The sequence below is a fragment of the Streptomyces oryzae genome (assembly GCF_017676365.1).
GTDB classification, from domain to species: Bacteria; Actinomycetota; Actinomycetes; order Streptomycetales; family Streptomycetaceae; genus Streptomyces; species Streptomyces oryzae.
Genome location: NZ_JADKMA010000168.1, coordinates 1 through 17350 on the forward strand (window position 1 = coordinate 1; position 17350 = coordinate 17350).

Below are 17350 nucleotides of genomic sequence, written 5' to 3' on the forward strand. Positions count from 1 at the left end.
CACCCGGAAAGGAACCAAGGACCAGATCAGACCCACTTGAAAGGCAGGACCCGCTCATGACACTCGACCGCCGCCGCTTCCTGCGCACCGCCTCCGCCACCGCCGCGGGCGGCGCCCTGCTCGCTCTCACCGAGCCGGACGGTGCGACCCCCGCCCTCGCAGCGCCGGGCGGCTTCCCCGACTACCGCTACGTACGCACCCTGCTGAACCCGGACAAGCTCAAGTACAACCCCACCGGCGAGATCATCTTCCCCTGCATACGCGGCGTCTACGACAAGCTCCCAGCACCGCTGGGCCGCTACTACCTCTACTACGCCCCGCACGACGCCCCCGGCGGCATCTGCCTCGCCTACGCCGACTCGCTGGAGGGGCCGTTCACCGAGTACCCGCACAACCCGATCGTGTCCAACCACTGGGCGCCGCACTACAACGTCAGCCACGTCTCCTCCCCGCACGTCATGTGGCACGCCGAACGCCGCGAGCTGTGGCTGTACTTCCACGGCGAGAACACCGTCACCCGGCTCGCCCGCTCCAAGGACGGCATCCACTTCACGTACGACAAGAGCGTGCTGACCACCGAGATGCTGCCGAAGGGCACCAAAGAGACCTCCTACGCCCGGGTCTTCCAGCACGACCTTCCCTCCCATTGCGCCCGCTACATCATGGTCTTCATGCGCAACGACACCTCCAACCACCGTGACATCGGCTGGGGCTGGTCGGCGGACGGCCGCAACTGGGAGTTCGACCAGGAGCCGCTCATCGACCACGCCGAGGTCGGCGCTTCCGACGTCTCCGGCGCGCACCTGCTCACGCGGAACGGCCGCACGTACGTCGTCTACCACACCGACAAGGGGAGCGGCGGTGACATCCACATCACCGAGGTCGGCGCCGACTTCTCCCGCCGCAACCATCTTGGCGTGTTCTACAACTCCACCTCCGCGTCGCCGGAGAACGGCCGCGCCGCCGCACCGTCCTTCGGTACGGACGGCGGCGTCCCGTACATGATCTACGAGGCCGGCGAACGGCTCTCCGGCGTCATCGCCATGGCCCGCGGCTGAGCCGACCGTCAGGACCGGAGCCCTCGCCCTGCCGGCAAGGACGCGGACCGGCGAGGCGCACAGCCCAGAAGCGGAGTCCCATGACGCAATACGACATGCCACTGGCCGAACTGCGCGCCTACCACCCCAGGGTGACCGAACCCGAGGACTTCGACGCCTTCTGGCGCCAGACCCTCGACGCCACCCGCGGACACGCGCCACGGATCTCCTTCGAACCCGTCGACACCGGCCTCACCGGCATCCGCACCTGGGATGTCACCTTCGCCGGATACGAAGGCCATCCCATCCGGGGCTGGTTCACGGCGCCGGCGGGCGCGACGGAGCCGCTGCCGCTGGTCGTCCAGTACCACGGATACGGCGCCGGCCGGGGACTGCCGCACACCTGGGGCATGTGGCCGCTCGCCGGCTACGCCCACTTCGTGATGGACGTACGTGGCCAGGGGAGCGGGGTGGACGTGGGCGACACTCCGGACCCGGACGGCTCGCCCCCCTCGCAGCCGGGCTTCATGACGCGCGGCATCGCGGCGCCGGAGACGTACTACTACCGGCGGGTGTACGCCGACGCCGTGCGCGGCCTGGAGGCCGCCCGCAGCCATCCGTTGGCCGACAGGGCCCGTACTGTCGCCGTCGGTGGGAGCCAGGGAGGCGGTCTCGCCCTCGCCGTGGCCGGTCTCGTCCCCGACCTGTCCGCCGTCGCCGTGGACGTGCCCTTCCTGTGCCATTTCGAGCGGGCGCTCTCGCTCGCCCCGGATGGCCCCTACCTGGAGATCGTGCGCTATCTGCGGGCGCACCGGGGCGCTGCGGAATCCGCACTGCGCACCTTGTCGTACGTCGACGGTGTGTCCTTCGCCGCGCGTGCCCTGCCGCCTGCGCTGTTCTCGGTGGCCCTGATGGACCGCAGCTGCCCGCCGTCCACGGTCTTCGCCGCCTACAACGCGTACGCGGGCGACGACAAGCGGATCGAGGTCTACCCCTACAACGGCCACGAGGGCGGCGGCCCCTTCCAGGAAGCCGCCCAACAGCGCTGGCTGGCCCGAATACTGAGCCCTGAGCCCTGAGGTCAGAGGGGGTTGGCCGCACCTGGTCGGGAGGCGCCGCCGCGGCCGGCTAGCCCCAAGGCCGTGAAGCTTGCGGGTAGGGGATGTTGTCAAGGGTCTGCGGTGGAGAGGATGTTGATGTCGGTGGTGGCTTTGTAGTGCCGTAGCAGTGAACGTTTGCCCTGTTGTGATGTGACGCGCCGTCCGGGGGTCCTGAGCTGGATGCCGGGCGGCGGTCACGGTGTGCGGGTGGCAGAACGAGTACGGGTACGTGAGATCGATGATGCCGAGGGCCGGCGGCTGCTGCGGATCACCGCAGGGGCACCGGATCGGTGGTGACCTGGCGGCGGGCCCAGATGGTGTTGCTGTCCGCGCAGGGCATGCCGGTGGCGAAGCTCGCCGAGGTATCGTTCACCAGCGACGACCGAGTGAGAGACGTGATCCACAACTTCAACGCCGACGGCTTCGACTCGCTGTATCCGAAGTACTCCGGCGGCCGGCCGAAGACCTTCACCCTGCCCGAACGCCGCGAGATCAAGAAGGTCGCCAAGTCCAAGCCGACCGAACACGACCTGCCGTTCTCCACCTGGAGTCTGACCAAGCTGGCGGACTTCCTGGTCGCCGAGGGGGTGGTCGACGACATGAGCCACGAGGGCCTGCGCATCCTGCTCCGCGAGGAAGGCGTCACCTTTCAACGCCTGAAGTCATGGAAAACCTCCCGCGATCCGGACTACGCCATTAAGAAGGCGCGGGTCGAGCACCTCTACGCGATCGCCGACGGCGAGGTCGTACCCGAGTGCGACGAGCCCGAAGTCATCCTCTGCATGGACGAGTTCGGGCCGCTCAATCTGATGCCTCACCCCGGCCGGCAGTGGGCCGGACCCGGCGGCAAGCACAAGAACCCCGACCGTGAGCCACGTCTCAGACGGCGGGCGACCTACAACCGCTACGACGGAGTGCGGCACCTGTTCGCCGCCTACGACCTGGGCAAGGACAAGCTCTACGGCCACATCAAGCCGGTCAAGAAGCGCAGCCGGTTCCTGGAGTTCTGCCGCTACTTGCGCACCCTCTAGCCGCCATCAGTGCGGATCGCGATCGTCCTTGACAACTTCTCCCCGCACCTGACCACGAAGATGCGTCAGCGAGTCGGCGACTGGGCCGCCGCGAACAACGTCGAGATCGCCTACACCCGACTGACAGCTCCTGGCTCAACCGCATCGAGGCCCAGTTCAGCGCCCTGGGCTACTTCGCCCTCGACGGAACCGACCACGCCACCCACAAGGAACAGGGCAGCATGATCCGCCGCTACATCATCTGGCGGAACAAGAACGCCGCCGACAAGTGCCTCACTGCCCTCGTCCACAGGGGGAACGCCGCCTGACCCGCGCCGCCAGCGTCTGTCTTGGGTCGTCAGGTCCGGGTCGGTGGAGCACTCATCGCTGCCGTCAGGAACGTGATCGCCCATCGCCGGGCCGCCTCGCCCGCTACCGGGGACGTGCAGCCTGGGGAGGGCTGCTGGTGGACCTCGAGGCGGTCGACGGCTGTCACGGCAAGGATCCCCCGTATCCGGAACCACAGCTCCTCCGGGGAAAGGCCGGGCAGTACGCGCGCGAAGGCTGCGAGGTAGCGCTCGCGGACCGTGTCCTCGGCCGGGCCGGTCCAGCTGCGCGCCTCCTCGGCCGGGTCGCTGAGGATCGTCACGATCAGCCGGGACGTCCGGGAGCCGCCCTCGTCGCGGGCCGACATCTCGTCGAACAGCGGCCCCGCGAATGCCTCCACCAGTTCGCTGACCGATGGGTCGGGGGTCCGGGCGAGCAATTTGTCGAGCCCTGCGCACTGGGCAGCGTTGATGGGCTCGATCACGCGGCGGGCGACCGCGGCCATCAGCTCCGCCTTCGACCCGAAGTGGTAGCCGACGGCGGCCAGGTTCGCTCCGGCGAGTTTGGTGATCGCGCGGACCGAGGTGCCGCGGTATCCGTGCTCGGCGAAGAGGTGCTCGGCCGCGTCGAGGAGCTGGGTGCGGGTGTCTGGAGTCGCCACACGAGGGACTCTACATATGTTTGAATGAAACGAACGTATGATTAAATCGAACGTGTGAAAGAAGGCTGTCATGAAGCTGCTCGTGTACGGCGCCGGGGTTTGCGGCAGCCTGTTCGCCGCCCGCATGCATGAGGCCGGCCACGACGTCTCGCTCCTCGCCCGGGGTGGGCGCCTGACCGCTCTGCGCCGGCACGCCGTGCAGCTCGCCGAGGAAGACAGCCCAGCTGTCAGGCGGGTACCGGTACCGGTGATCGAGCACCCGGGCGGCGAGTACGACCTGATCACCGTCGTCGTCCGCACCCACCAGGTGGACGCGGTGCTGGAATCACTCGCCGGCGTCCAAGGGGACGTGCTGTTCCTGCTCAACTGGGCAGCCGGCCCGGAGACGCTGGGCGCGGTGATCGGCCACGAACGGGTGCTGCTCGGCTTCCCCATGGCGGGCGGCACGATGGACGGCGACGTGATCCGCTACCGCAAGAGCAGTTTCATCACCCGTCGGGTCGCGATGCCGATCGGCGAGCCCGACGGCCGCACCACCCCGCGACTGGAACGGATCGTGGAGACGTTCCGTACCGCCGGGATCAACGCCAACGCCGAGCCACAGATGGACGCCTGGCTCAGGACACACGCAGCATTCGAGGTGCCGCTCGGACAGGCGGTACACGCGGCGGGCGGCCCGGTAGCGCTGGCCGACGACCCGGACGCGGTCCGCGGCATGCTCCACCTCATGCGGCAGAACCTCGCCGCGATGGAGACGCCGCCGGTACCTCGCGCGTTCGCCACGTTGCGGGCCCTGCCGCAGGGGCTCCTCGTGGCCGTGCTCCGGCGCTTCCTGAAGAGCCCGACGGCCGTGCACAGCGGACTCAGCGACCCCTCGCCTGCCATGGCGGCCGAACTCGAGCGGCTGACCGAACAGCTCCACACCCCTGCGAGAGCCCGCTAAGCGACCCAGGCCGGCGAAACCTCACCACACACACCACCGCCAGGTACTTGCAGATGGCACGTTCGACGATGCGGGGGCTGAGTCGTAGCCACCGCTGGGGCAGCAGGCCGGCCAGGACGTGGCGGCCTATCGTGTCGGCCAGGTCGATGACGGTATCGGCGATGACGGGTGCGGCCAGGACGAGCTGGTCGCGGGCCGCTTGCCAGGCGATGCTTAAGCCGGCCCTGGCCTGGTCGGTGTCCGGTCGGGTGCTGGTGGCGTCGGCCATGGCGGTGCGTAGTAGTTGGTGGACCACGAGCAGGGTGGGATCTCCTGGTCGATGCCTTCAGGGTGCGGGCGCGCAGGACGCGTCCGCCGAAGATGGCCGACTTGAGTTCCAGGCATGGAGTTTCGATCTCCCAGCGCCGGCGGAAGTACCCTCGCGCACAAGGCGTCGGCGAGAGGCACGATCCCGGCCACGCCCAACAACCGTTGCACATCAGCTCGGAGAACCAGGCATGACACAACGTGCAGAACTACCGGCCGTAGTGGACCGGTACATCGCGGCGGCGAACGCCCGTGACTGGGACGCGGTCGCCCCCTGCTTCACCGACGACGCCGAGTTCTGGACGCTCGGCGTACGGACGGCTCAGGGGCCGGCGCAGATCGCCGAACAACTGCGGAAGGCCATGGAGTCGCTGCCCGAGACCCACGACGAGGTTACGCGGGTGGCCGTCGACGGCACGATCGTGTTCGTCGAGATGGTGTTCCGAGGCCGTACCAAGCAGGGCAGCGCCTTCGAGGTCAACGCCGCCGACGTCATCGAACTCACCTCCGACGGCGGCGCCATCACCCGCGTGGCGGCCTGGTTCGACTCGGCACAACGTCCGGACTAGCCGCAAGGCCCTCAAGTCTGCGGCTGGGTTTCGTTGTCAAGGGTCTGCGGGCGCGAGGATTTCGATGCCGGTGGTGGCTTTGTAGCTGGTGCGGTCGGTGCGAGGGCCACGTGCCTGGTACTTGGAGACAGCGCGTTTGACGATGCGGGGGCTGACCCGCAGTCGCCGTGCGGGCAGCAGTGCGGCCAGAACGTGTCGGCCGATCGTGCCGGCCAGGTCGATGACGATGCCGGCAATGACGCCCGCGGCCAGGCTGCGAGCCGGTAGAGGCCGGTGTGCTTCCCGGCGGTGGTGGTGATGGTGATCTCGAAGTCGATGACGCGGACCGGCACCGGGCCGGGGATGGAGAGGTAGGAGCCGAGGTCGTCCCCGAGCGGCCCGAATGGTGCCCGCGGAGCTACGAACACGACCGTGAACACGACATGCTGCGGGACCTCATCGACGAACTCGACCGTCGAGGCCGAGTGGGTCAAGGCAACGGTCCGGGCAGTCACGTCGAGCCTCACATCCTTCGGCATGACCATCGTCGAGGCGATGCGGTGCGGCCTGCCGGCCGTGGCCACAGACTTGCCCGCACGAAGGGCGCGGGCATGCATCCCACCCCCTTGCACCGGTGTTGCTTTTCGGTTGTCAACTACGCAGCAGAAGCACCCGGTTAGTGATCCATCGAGGGCACATGTCCGCAATTGAACAGTTCGAGGTGCGCGCGGCGTTCGGCTTATGTTCGGAAACGACCAGTCGGGCTCGCCCTTCATGTCTCTCCCGTTGGCTGGAGAGCTCCCATGCGCGCAGGGCTCCGCACGCTCGACGCCTTCCGCCGCGTGGACGAGGCCGGTCAGTCGTGACGCTCTGTCCTCGCCGGTCATGAGCCTTGGGCCGCGGGCCGCCTGCCGCAACGGACCTGGCGGCCCGTCCCCAGATCCGAAACGGAGACACGATGCCCAGCAAGGAACCAACGGATCCGGGAGGTCCGGCGGTACGTCGCGCCGTGCCCCTTCCCGGGTCCACGCCGCCCCCAGCCGATCCGGACGTACTGCCGTCCAGTGCTCCGGCTCCGGCCCCCGGCGAATCGGCCGAATCGGCCGCCGGGCCGACCGCGCCCCCGGACTTCGCACCGGCCTCGTCGCCCCGCCCGGACGGGCCGACGGAGCCCATCGGGGTCACGGCCCCGTCCGCTGCCTCGTCGACCTCGGCCGGGACGGGGACCGTCTCCCCCGGGCCCGACGGGGACCAGGGAGCGGGCGCCGACGGTGCGACCGCGGCCGGGGCCGACGACGACCCGCCGGAGTCCCGCACCGCAACGGGTGGCGACGAGGAGCCGCCCTCGGGCCGGCCCACCAAGGCGCTGCGCGCCGCAGCCGCCCTCGCCGGCGCCCTCCTGATAGCCGTACCGCTGATCGCCCTCGGAACCGGGGACGACGACGAGAAGGACTCCGGCACAGGACGCCCCGTCGGGGCGGCCTACGCCGACGGCGACAGCTCTCAGAACGTCGGCTCGTACAAGGACAAGTCCTCTGAGCACAAGTCCTCGAAGGACGGGAAGGACGAGAAGGGCAAGGAGGGCGGGGAGAAGGACGGCGATTCCGGCTCGGACGTCGAGCCCGGCTCCGGCGGCAAGAACTCCTCCAAGGACGACAAGTCGGAGGACGCCGGCTCCTCCAAGTCCCAGGACAAGCAGGCCTTGTACACCGGCCCCGGCGCCAGGCTCCCGGACCAGCTCGAGCTGGTGAACGTCATGACGGGCATGTGCGTCGACGTCCCCGGCAAGGGCGGGGGGAAGGTGAACGGCCACGTCAACCAGGACCCGTGCGCGATGGACCGGCGGACGGACAACCAGGCGTGGTACATGGACGTGAAGAAGAAGAGGACGTCCAAGCACGACAGGCTCGTCGTGTTCCGCAACGCCAAGGACAAGCTGTGCCTGGACCTGCCCGGGTACGGCGGCGTGCCCAGCGGGACGGGGGTGGTCGAGGCCCCCTGCAACGGCACGTTCAAGGACAACCAGCTCTGGTGGCTGGACCGCCGGGGCACGCACTACTGGATCCGCAACTACCGCAGCGAGCAGATGTGCCTGGACGTCCATGGCAAGTCGTTCGGCGGCGGTGGCGAGGACGCCCGGCTCGGAGTCGCTCGCTGCAACCCGAAGGACGACCACGAGTGGCGGCTGGCCTGACACGTCGCCAGGGGCCGGGGCCCATCCCGTGACCCGGCCGGCGGACGACGAGGCCTCCGCGGCAGGCAAGGTACGCCGCGGGGACTCGTCGTCCGCCGTCACGCGGGGTCACGCACCTCCCCGACTCGCCTCGCCTCGCCTCGCCGCACGGTGAACTCCTCCCCCGCGTGATCCGTGATACGGGCCTGGCGCAGCGGACGAAGCGCCCCCTCCCCGCATACGAATCGAAGGAGGACCGAAGCAGTGAACGGACAAGGCGGAGCGACGGCCCGTGACTCGCGGCGGCGGCAACCACACGCGTACCGGCGAGGCGTCATATGAGCGAGAGTGCGATACCCCTCGCCGGAACGGAGCGCGGCCATGGGTGACGGGCGGCCGGGCCGGGCCCACCGGAGGAAACAGCACGCAAAACAGCGGAGCCGCCCGCGGCGCGGGCGGATTCTCGCCTGGACGGGCGGTGTGCTCGCGGTACTGGTCCTGGGGGCCGCCGGTGCGGGCTTCTGGGCGTACCGGCAGCTCGACGGCAACATCACGTCCGCAGATCTGGAGCACCGCCTGGACGGCAACCGTCCCGAGAAGCTGAGCTCGGGCTCGAAGAACATCCTGGTGGTGGGTTCGGACAGCCGCGCCGGCGCGAACGGGAAGTACGGCGGCAAGGACCTCAACACCATGCAGTCGGACACGCTGATGGTCGTGCACCTGGCCGCGAACCGGAAATGGGCCACGGTCATGTCGCTGCCCCGCGACTCCTACGTGCGCATCCCCTCCTGCGAGCGGGGCGATGGGAAGAAGTCGGCGCCGCACTCGTTCAAGATCAACGAGTCCTTCGCGATCGGCGGCAGCAAGGGCGACATCGGCGACGCCGCCGCCTGCACCATCAAGACCGTCGAACAGAACACGGGCCTGCGCATGGACCACTTCATGTCGCTCGATTTCCAGGGCTTCAAGGGCATGGTCAACGCCCTCGGCGGCATCGAGGTCTGCCCCAAGACCCCCATCCACGACCCCAAGGCCCACCTCGACATGGCGGCCGGCTGCCAGACGGTCAAGGACGAGAAGGCCCTGGGCTACGTCCGCACCCGCTACAGCGTGGGCGACGGCTCCGACCTGGGACGCATCAGCCGCCAGCAGGAGTTCATGCGGGCCCTCGCCGAGAAGGCCAAGAAGAAGGTCACCAGCCCGGACGAGCTCTACGACTTCCTGGACTCCACGACCAAGTCCCTCACCACCGACAAGGCGCTGGCCGGACTCAAGCCCCTCTACGGCCTGGCCAACGAGGTCAAGGGCATCCCTAAGGACCGGCTCACCTTCCTGACCGTCCCCAACTACCCCCGCCAGGCCGACATCCCCACCGACAGGGCGAACGTCGTGTGGCAGTACCCGCAGGCGGCCCGGCTCTTCGACCAGCTCGCCCACGACAAGGAAGTCGACAAGAAGCGGCTGGAAGCCGAGAGCAGGGACCCGGTGCCCACGCCCTCCATCCGCGTCCGCGTGCTCAACGGCACCGGGAAGGCGGGGCGTGCCGCCGACGCCGCGAAGGAACTGCGCGCGCTCGGCTTCACCGTCACCTCGACCGGCAACGCCCCCGCGCCGGTGAAGAAGACCACCGTGAGCTGTCCCGAGGACCTGCGGCGCTCCGCCGAGGTCCTCGCCTCCCGCGTGCCCGATTCCGTCTCGCGGACGGACACACGCGCGTCGGGGTCGGTGACGCTCACCGTGGGACAGGACTACGAGGGTCTGCGCTGAACCTTGGCCGTATGAAGCCGTATGAGGCCGTATGAGGTCGTATGAGGTCGTGAACGAAGTCCCCGCATGAGTGATGCCCCCACGGACGAGGCCACCGGACGAACCGCTCGGGCCGTGCCACGGCTACTCACGGCAAGGTCGATCGGTTCGTCAGGAGAGTTGGCATGGCGCGAGAAGGTCGCACCGGACAACGGCATGCGGCGGGCGTCGCCGAGGTGCTCGGAGTCGGCTGGGCGGCCGGGCGCACCGCCACCGCAGCCGGAGCACCCGGAGGCATGCCCGTGATCACCACATGGCCCGCGATCCGTCCCGTGCGGATGCCCGGCGGGCGCACGCATGCCGGAGGCGACGCGGATTCCGAGGGCACGACGACGGCGGCGAACACCATGGTCGACGCAGTCGACCACCTCACCGAGACCTACCGCGTGCACTACAGGTCGCTGCTCAGGCTCGCCGCGCTGCTGCTGGACGACATGGCCTCGTGCGAGGACGTCGTGCAGGAGGCGTTCATCCGCGTCCACTTGGCCCGCACGCGGGGCGCCGACCCCGAGAAGCCGCTCGCGTATCTGCGGCAGACGGTCGTCAATCTGTCCCGTTCCACGCTGCGCCGCCGCATCCTGGGCCTGAGGCTGCGCCCCAAGCCGATGCCGGACATGGCCAGCGCCGAGGAGTACGCCCACGAGCAGCTCGAACGGGACCAGCTGATCGAGGCGATGCGCGGTCTCCCGCGGCGCCAGCGGGAGGTCCTCGTGCTGCGGTATTTCGCCGACATGACCGAAGTGGAGACGGCGGAGGCACTCGGCATCTCGCGCGGCTCGGCGAAGGCGTACGCCTCACGCGGCATTGCCTCGCTCCGCGTGGCCATGGCGGAGGCGCGCTGAGCGACGGCACACGCCGGACACGGAATCGCCCGCCTGGGAGAACCGCCGCCGCTCGCCCGAGCGCCCCTCGCACAGCGCCGGCCAATGGAACGGTCCGGGCTCAAGGGCGTGGCCGCGCAGGGTCTGCTCGAGATTGCCGAGCACCGTGCTCGTGGTCGTCGAGCTCCGTGCTCTGCGGAACGGCTCCGGCGATCCTCGCGGCGGGCGCTGTGGCCACCTCGCGCAGCAGCACCAGCGGAGCGCCGTCGTCCTCGTACGCGTCGGGCGAGAGCGCCGCTTCGCCACTGATCGTCGGGGCCGGGCCAGGCATGGGGGCAGGGTCGACTCGATGGCCACCTTCCGCCGCCGCCGCGCCGCCGGGGAGTTCCCCGACCCAGGACTACGGCGACGTCTTCCTCGTCATCGACGGCTGGTCCACGGTGCGCGCCGACTTCGACCGCGACATCCAGACGTTCAACTCGATCGCGGCACGCGGCCTCAACTACGGCGTGCATCTCATCGTCGCCACGGCCCGCCGGGTCGAGCTGTCCGCCGGGGTGCGCGACCAGGCGGCCAGCCATCTGGAGCTGCGGATGGACGACGCGATGGACTCCGAGATCGACACCCGGCGCGCCGCGACCGTCCCCCGGCTGGCCGGGCGTGGCCTCACCCGGGAAATGCAACGTCTCATTCGAGGGGCACGGCACTTTGTCTCACGATCCTGCCTTCTGAGCTGTCCGGCCCACCACTCGAAGGGTTCCGCACGGGCAGGCACTCCCCGTTGCGCAGCTGCCTCCTCTCGATCCCCGGGACCGAGCCGCTGCGGTCGGACCACTCGCCAAAGTGTCGCTTAGTGACATATTGTCGTTTGAAGACGCACCGGAGAAGAGGGGTCGGCCCAATGATGACGAACAAGCGCAGCAGAGGAGGGATGAGCGAGCAGCGGCGTGCTCGGCTGCGCCTTGAGATCTCCAGGGAGGCGGCGCGGCTGTTCTGGGAACAGGGAGTGGCCGCGACCAGCGGTGATCAGATCGCGGAGGCCGTGGGCCTGTCGACCCGCAACCTCTGGCGGCACTTTCGCAGCAAGGAGAGCTGCGCCGAGCCGATCGTGATGCAGGGCGTCGGCACGCTCCTGAGCGTGCTGCACGCCTGGCCGCGGGAGGTTTCCCTTACGGAGCATCTGGTGACGGCGCTGACCCGACGCGGTCAAGAGAAGCCGCCCGTCGACCTTGCCGACGAGATGCTCGCGATGAAGATGATCCGTCTCGCCGACACCGAGCCCGCACTGCGTACGGCGTGGCTGATGGCCTGCGACCAGACGGAACGAGAGCTGAGCGCGATCATCAGTGGCCGTCTTGAGCGCTCGGCCGACGATCTGGAGGTGCGGCTGTATGCGGCGTCGGCAGCCTCGGTGGTGCGGGTCCTCGACGAGCACATCGGCGCGGCCATCCTCGCCGGTTCCGACCTGACGGAGTTCGAGGACGTGCCGGCCCTCGTCCGGCGTTACGCACAGGCGATCCGCACCGCCACCGGCGGAGCCATCGGCGACCCCGTCGCCTGAGACGCCGAGCCTCAGCAACATGCCGGACTGAACCAGACGAAACCCGAAGGAGTCTCCCCATGCCCGCTGTTCCGCACGAGGTCCCGCACCTCACCGTTGAGGAATTCTTCGGCTCTCCCGTCCGTGCCGGCGCAACGATCTCGCCCGACGGAACGAGGATCGCCTACCTGGCTCCGTGGCGGGAGCGCCTCAACGTATGGGTGGAGAGCGTCGATTCAGATGAGGAAGCGCGCTGCGTCACCGCCGACGACAACCGCAGCGTGCTCCGCTACCACTGGACCGACGATCCGCGCTGGCTGCTGTACGAGCAGGACGGCGACGGCGACGAGAACTACCACATCTACCGGGTGGACCTGGACGACCCGGGTGCCAAGGCGGTCGACCTCACCCCCTTCCCCGGGGCCAGGGCCGTCGGTTTCGAGACGAGCGTCGCCCGGCCGGGCAGGGCGACCCTGCACCTGAACCACCGCAACCCCCTCGAGTTCGACCTCTACGAACTCGACGTCGCCACCGGCGAATTGACAGTGCTGGCGCAGAACCCAGGCCATATCGGCGGTCTGCTGCACACGCCCGACGGCAAGCTGTACGCCCACGGGCTGACAGCCGACGGCGACATCGAGTTGTCGCAGTGGGACCCCGGCGCAGGGACGATGCGGCCGGTCATCACGTTCGACGGCTCCGACTACCCGCTGGACATCCAGCCGTTCCAGCTCACCCCGGACGGCACCGGTGCGTGGATCGGCTCCAGCCGCGACAGTGACCGGACCCGAGTGGTGCGGCTCGACCTGGCCACCGGCGCGGAGACCGTGGTCGACAGCCATCCGCTCTTCGACCTCGACCCGCGTTCCGCGGTCTTCCCCACGCTGCCCTCGCCGCTCATCTGCGACCGGCGCACCGGGGAGCTGATGGGGGTGCGCTACCTCGGAGAGCGGCAGGTGATCCGGCCCCTGGACCCGGACTTCGCCGCGGTCCTGGAGAACCTGGAGAAGTTGTCCGACGGCGACCTGCTGGCCCTGTCGTCGGACGTGAGCGGGCAGCGGTGGGTCGTCAGCTTCAACCACGACCGCGACCCCGGTGTCACCTACCTCTACGACCACACCACCAGGCAGAGCCGTATGCTCTTCAAGCCGTACCCGCATCTGGACCCCGAAGTCCTCGCCCCCATGACGCCGGTCACGATCCCCGCGCGCGACGGACTGGAGCTTCCCTCCTACCTGACGCTGCCCGTGGGGGTGCAGCCCGCGCGGCTGCCTCTGGTCCTGCTCGTCCACGGCGGGCCCTGGCACCGGGACAGCTGGGGGTTCGATCCCAGCGCCCAGCTCCTCGCCAACCGCGGGTACGCGGTGCTCCAGGTCAACTTCCGCGGCTCGACCGGTTACGGCAAGGCGTTCCTCAAGGCGGGCATCGGGGAGTTGAGCGGCGCGATGCACGACGACCTCATCGACGCCGTCCACTGGGCCGTCGAGCAGGGATACGCGGACCCGGACCGTGTCGCGATCTTCGGCGGCTCGTACGGCGGCTACGCCACCCTGGTCGGCGTCTCCTTCACCCCCGACGTCTTCGCCGCCGCGATCGACTTCTGCGGCCCCTCCAACCTCGTCACCTTTCTGCGGAACGTACCGGAGTTCGTCAAGCGCTACCTGGTCAACAACTGGTACCTGTACGCCGGGCACCCCGATGACCCCGAGCAGGAGGCGGACCTGTGGGCCCGTTCACCTCTCAGCCGCGTCGACGACATCCGCACGCCGCTGATGGTGGTCCAGGGCGCCAACGACCCCCGTGTCGTCAAGGCCGAGTCCGACCAGATCGTCGACACGCTGCGCGCCCGCGGCCTCGAAGTCGAGTACATGGTCAAGGAGAACGAAGGCCACGGCTTCGTGAACCCGGAGAACAACATCGACATGTACCGCGCGGCAGACCATTTCCTCGCCCGGCACCTGGGCGGACCTGGCAGCAGCTAGCCCGACCGGCACGCCCTGATGAGGCCAGGAGAACAAGAGAACGCATCCGGAATGCACAACCCGAAGGGAGACCGGCACATGTCCGCACAGTGGGAGTACAAGGTGCTGACCTACAAGCTCAAGATGAAGGGATTCGATTACGGCCAGATCGAGAAGGACCTCAACGACCTGGGTCAGCAGGGATGGGAGGCGTTCAGCACGCTCGCGCCCAGCTTCGGTACGGGTCAGGCCATCGAGATCACCGTGCTCCTGAAGAAGGCCAACGCCTGAGTCACGGTACGGCCCGTAGCGGAGGTGTGCAGGCCGTTCCGGCGTCGCTCAACTCCCGTGCGGTCAGGGTCGATGCCGCTGGCCGGCCCAGTGACGCGGGCCCGAACGGGCCGCAGAGATTCGAGGGAAATTCCCTCGCCGTCGGCACAGCGAGAAGGGGTTCCGTGTCGGTGGACGGATCGGTCATGCGATTTCTCTCGCCAGGTTGCCAGGACGGACCGTACGGCGCCGGAGACCTGCTCCTGCTCCGTGCGGTCGGCCCACAGGTGGGCATCGCGTTCGGTGAGCTTGACCGTGCCGTTCTCGTGGGTGACCTGGGCGGTGAAGTTGAACTGGCGGGTCTTCTTGCCGCCCTTGGAGAGGTAGTCGAAGTGCCCGAGGTAGGCCCCGATCGTCGTGACCGTAAGTCCGGTCTCCTCGGCGACCTCCCGGTGCAGGGCCTCGGTCAGGGTCTCGCCCGCGTCGACGCCGCCGGAAGGGAGCTCCCACAGGCCGCCGAGGTAGTCGTCGGCGGTGCGGTGCAGCAGCGCTACCCTGCCTTCCGCGTTGGGGATGGCGGCGCCGACGACGTGCTGGGTGATGCAGTCGGCGTCGGCTGCGTGGAGGAGGTCGCCCAGCAGGGCGGCGTCGACGGGTGCGTTCACTTCACGAGGTCCTTGTTCGGCGGGACCTGATGGTCACCGTAACCGGACAGGTTCGCCCCGGGGATGTGGAACGGCGGGTGGTCGCCGAGCGCGCGGGTGCAGCCGGGAAGCTGCGCGTACCGGTGGTTTCTGTGTGTGATCACACACAGAAACCACCGGTACGCAGCGAGAATTAGTCAGGGCAATTCGATGCCTTCTCTATACCGATCTTCTCGATGGCCACTCCTCCCGGGTGATTCGGAAAGGTGAACTTGGTGTACTTTTTGATCGGTTCACCTTCCGGTTGCCACCTCCCGTCGCCGTACCACTTGACGCAGTTGTTTCCCGTCCAGATCTCTTTGAGCCACCAAGTGTCCGTAAACTCAGGACTGTCCGGCATTTCGAGCGAACCGGCATTCGCGAGACACTCTTGCCTCGGGCCACCTGGTCGAGGGTCGTCTATCTTAATACTGGCGAAATCCCTGTCGCCGCACTCCACATAGTTGGCCGCGGACGCACTTCCAGCGGGCATCACGGCCGCAAGCGCAGCAGTGGCCATTGTGGCCACAGCTACTCTCTTGCTGGTTCGAGACATCTTCCCTCCGTAATCGGTTGTCGCGTGTGCTGATTGTTTCGACCGGTCGAGGCCGGACTGCGGCCCGGATCAACGTAAGGAGGCGAACTCCTCTCGATCAGCGCCAGCAGAATCCGACTCGCGGCAGCCATGGAACCGTGTTCTGCATCAACGAAACGAAATGCTTCACGGTACGCGCCCAGACTCCCGCTGACACCCATCGCTGTCAAGATCCAGATGGAAATTGAGCTTGCTTCCGCATTGCCCATTGCTTGTGCATTCCTTGTCGTCGACACTTTCCGATGCTGATGCCCGCCCAGCGAATGCGCGCTGGAGTCTTACTGACTCCGGCTCGTCCGGGTGTAATGGGGTTGTCGAGGGCCAGGATGGTTTCCGGCTATGAAGCCGTCGATGCTTTCGGGCCCGCCCAGGAGCGCTCGAGCCGGTTGCGGACACGCAGAAAACGTTGCATAAACACGACTCACCCACCGACGGCACGGCGGCTCCAATGAGAGTAGGAAACCTTCGAGTCGTCCAGTACAGAATTTGAATTCGTGATGTCGGTCAGGTGTCTATGGTCAGGGCGGTGCCGGCCAGGCAGCCGTCGACCACGTCCGGACGGTACTGGATCTGCTTGAGTCTCCGCTTGACGGCGGAGGTGATCTGGCTGAGGTCGGCTGCGGCGAGGTTGCCGAGGTCGCGCTTGACCTGCGACCAGATTCTTTCCTGCAGGTTCAGGTCCGGGGTATAGCTGGGGAGTTGGAAGACGGTGAGCCAGTCGGCGTGGGCGGGCGATGAAGTCGCGCAGGGGCTGCACCAGGTGTATCCGCAGGTTGTCCCAGGTAACCGCCCTCTGCTGGGCTACGGGCGGTCTCCCATACGACGCTGGGGAACTCGCTGCGGAGAGCGACCTGGAGCCCATAGCCGTCCAGCCACTCGGCCATCAGGCGATGCAACGTAAGCTCTCGGTTCTCAGCCACGACCGGCCTCCTGCACTGTGGCTTCAGCGACGAGCGGCCCGGTGCGGCGCGCAATCGCGGACGCCATCCAGTCGGCACTCGTGGCGCAGCAGCCCCCGCGTCAGGAATGGATGCTGCTGCGCCGCGCTTCTTGCGGTGCAGCGCGTTCGACTGCCAACAGTGTCCTGCAACAGTCCTCGGGACGGCCCCAGTCTGCGAAGGCGCGGGCGACATCCAGACCGAGGCGCGCCGCGCGCTCCGGAGGCATTCCCCGAGTGTCGACCGGGCGAGCTGCCGCGATGGCGCCGGCCGGGTCGCCGAGTACCTGGCGTACGGAGACCACGTGCAAGGCGACCTGCCGGGGCCCAAACCAGCCGCTGGCCGTCTGTTCTCCAGCGGTCCGGCCTGCGACCGCGCTTGCTTGGGCCAGAAGCTCCCGGGCGCTTCCGCTGTCCTTGCACTTCGCAACGGTGCAGGCAGCCATCGCCGGCAGCTGTCCCTGTGCTGGTGCTCCGGCCCCTGCGGGAACGCTCCGGTCGGAGGCGAGTTCGTCAGCTGCCCGTACTGCGACCTGGACCGCGCGGTCGTAGCGGCCGGCGCGGCGGTAGCCGCTGGAGGCCATGCGGTACGCCTCGAAGAGCGACAAGCGTGACCGCCGACGCCCGCCGCC

The 17350-nt window shown here is 68.3% G+C and carries 15 protein-coding genes and 5 pseudogenes; 13 read left to right on the forward strand and 7 right to left on the reverse strand.

Annotated elements, in window-relative coordinates:
• The first annotated feature begins 56 nt into the window (after positions 1-56).
• From ITI46_RS26235 to ITI46_RS35880, 3 genes and pseudogenes are all read left to right on the forward strand, one after another.
• A complete protein-coding gene (locus tag ITI46_RS26235) occupies positions 57-1058 on the forward strand; it encodes a glycoside hydrolase family protein (protein WP_209242377.1) in 1002 nt (333 codons plus the stop codon).
• An 80-nt stretch (positions 1059-1138) separates the two neighbouring features.
• Complete coding sequence (locus ITI46_RS26240; RefSeq protein ID WP_209242378.1) at positions 1139-2116, forward strand: acetylxylan esterase; 978 nt, start codon at positions 1139-1141, stop codon at positions 2114-2116.
• 228 nt (positions 2117-2344) lie between these two features.
• Positions 2345-3476 (forward strand): annotated as a pseudogene (locus ITI46_RS35880) (IS630 family transposase).
• A 29-nt stretch (positions 3477-3505) separates the two neighbouring features.
• Here ITI46_RS35880 and ITI46_RS26250 read toward each other — a convergent pair.
• A complete protein-coding gene (locus tag ITI46_RS26250; protein WP_209242379.1) occupies positions 3506-4135 on the reverse strand; it encodes a TetR/AcrR family transcriptional regulator in 630 nt (209 codons plus the stop codon).
• Positions 4136-4205: 70 nt separating this feature from the next.
• Here ITI46_RS26250 and ITI46_RS26255 point away from each other — a divergent pair, with 70 nt between their 5' ends.
• The 6 genes and pseudogenes from ITI46_RS26255 to ITI46_RS26280 all read left to right on the forward strand — a co-directional run bounded on the left by ITI46_RS26255 (position 4206) and on the right by ITI46_RS26280 (position 10753).
• A complete protein-coding gene (locus ITI46_RS26255) occupies positions 4206-5078 on the forward strand; it encodes a ketopantoate reductase family protein (protein ID WP_209242380.1) in 873 nt (290 codons plus the stop codon).
• 497 nt (positions 5079-5575) lie between these two features.
• Positions 5576-5953: a nuclear transport factor 2 family protein gene (locus ITI46_RS26260; RefSeq protein WP_209242381.1), complete on the forward strand. Its 378-nt coding sequence runs from the start codon at positions 5576-5578 to the stop codon at positions 5951-5953.
• Between the two features lie 356 nt (positions 5954-6309).
• A pseudogene (locus tag ITI46_RS36245) lies at positions 6310-6526 on the forward strand (glycosyltransferase); the annotation flags it as partial.
• Between the two features lie 364 nt (positions 6527-6890).
• Positions 6891-8126 carry an RICIN domain-containing protein gene (locus ITI46_RS26270; protein WP_209242382.1) on the forward strand — a complete coding sequence of 412 codons (1236 nt, stop codon included), beginning with the start codon at positions 6891-6893 and terminating at the stop codon, positions 8124-8126.
• 360 nt (positions 8127-8486) lie between these two features.
• On the forward strand, positions 8487-9872 hold the full coding sequence (locus ITI46_RS26275) for an LCP family protein (RefSeq protein ID WP_209242383.1): 1386 nt from the start codon (positions 8487-8489) through the stop codon (positions 9870-9872).
• Positions 9873-10147: 275 nt separating this feature from the next.
• Complete coding sequence (locus tag ITI46_RS26280) at positions 10148-10753, forward strand: SigE family RNA polymerase sigma factor (protein ID WP_247746616.1); 606 nt, start codon at positions 10148-10150, stop codon at positions 10751-10753.
• Between the two features lie 100 nt (positions 10754-10853).
• Here the strand turns inward: ITI46_RS26280 and ITI46_RS26285 are convergent, their stop codons facing one another.
• The gene (locus ITI46_RS26285; RefSeq protein WP_209242391.1) at positions 10854-11063 is read right to left on the reverse strand and encodes a hypothetical protein; all 210 of its coding nucleotides are present in this window, start codon (positions 11061-11063) and stop codon (positions 10854-10856) included.
• A gap of 9 nt (positions 11064-11072) precedes the next feature.
• On the opposite strand from ITI46_RS26285, the pseudogene ITI46_RS26290 reads away from it, so the two are divergent.
• From ITI46_RS26290 to ITI46_RS26305, 4 genes and pseudogenes are all read left to right on the forward strand, one after another.
• Positions 11073-11409, forward strand: a pseudogene (locus tag ITI46_RS26290) (hypothetical protein); the annotation flags it as partial.
• A 254-nt stretch (positions 11410-11663) separates the two neighbouring features.
• Positions 11664-12293: a TetR/AcrR family transcriptional regulator gene (locus ITI46_RS26295; protein ID WP_247746613.1), complete on the forward strand. Its 630-nt coding sequence runs from the start codon at positions 11664-11666 to the stop codon at positions 12291-12293.
• Between the two features lie 59 nt (positions 12294-12352).
• A complete protein-coding gene (locus tag ITI46_RS26300; RefSeq protein WP_209242385.1) occupies positions 12353-14254 on the forward strand; it encodes a S9 family peptidase in 1902 nt (633 codons plus the stop codon).
• A gap of 78 nt (positions 14255-14332) precedes the next feature.
• Positions 14333-14524, forward strand: coding sequence for a DUF4177 domain-containing protein (locus ITI46_RS26305; protein ID WP_209242386.1), 192 nt, complete (start codon positions 14333-14335; stop codon positions 14522-14524).
• On the opposite strand, the gene ITI46_RS35580 is transcribed toward ITI46_RS26305, so the two are convergent.
• The 5 genes and pseudogenes from ITI46_RS35580 to ITI46_RS26330 all read right to left on the reverse strand — a co-directional run.
• Positions 14479-15168 (reverse strand): NUDIX hydrolase, encoded by a 690-nt coding sequence (locus ITI46_RS35580; RefSeq protein ID WP_209242387.1) that lies wholly within the window; start codon positions 15166-15168, stop codon positions 14479-14481. The genes ITI46_RS26305 and ITI46_RS35580 overlap by 46 nt on opposite strands.
• The gene (locus ITI46_RS26315) at positions 15165-15311 is read right to left on the reverse strand and encodes a hypothetical protein (protein WP_209242388.1); all 147 of its coding nucleotides are present in this window, start codon (positions 15309-15311) and stop codon (positions 15165-15167) included. The genes ITI46_RS35580 and ITI46_RS26315 overlap by 4 nt, the downstream gene beginning before the upstream one ends.
• A gap of 29 nt (positions 15312-15340) precedes the next feature.
• Positions 15341-15742, reverse strand: coding sequence for a hypothetical protein (locus tag ITI46_RS26320; RefSeq protein ID WP_247746614.1), 402 nt, complete (start codon positions 15740-15742; stop codon positions 15341-15343).
• Between the two features lie 543 nt (positions 15743-16285).
• Positions 16286-16568, reverse strand: a pseudogene (locus ITI46_RS36250) (transposase); the annotation flags it as partial.
• A 233-nt stretch (positions 16569-16801) separates the two neighbouring features.
• A pseudogene (locus ITI46_RS26330) lies at positions 16802-17350 on the reverse strand (XRE family transcriptional regulator); the annotation flags it as partial.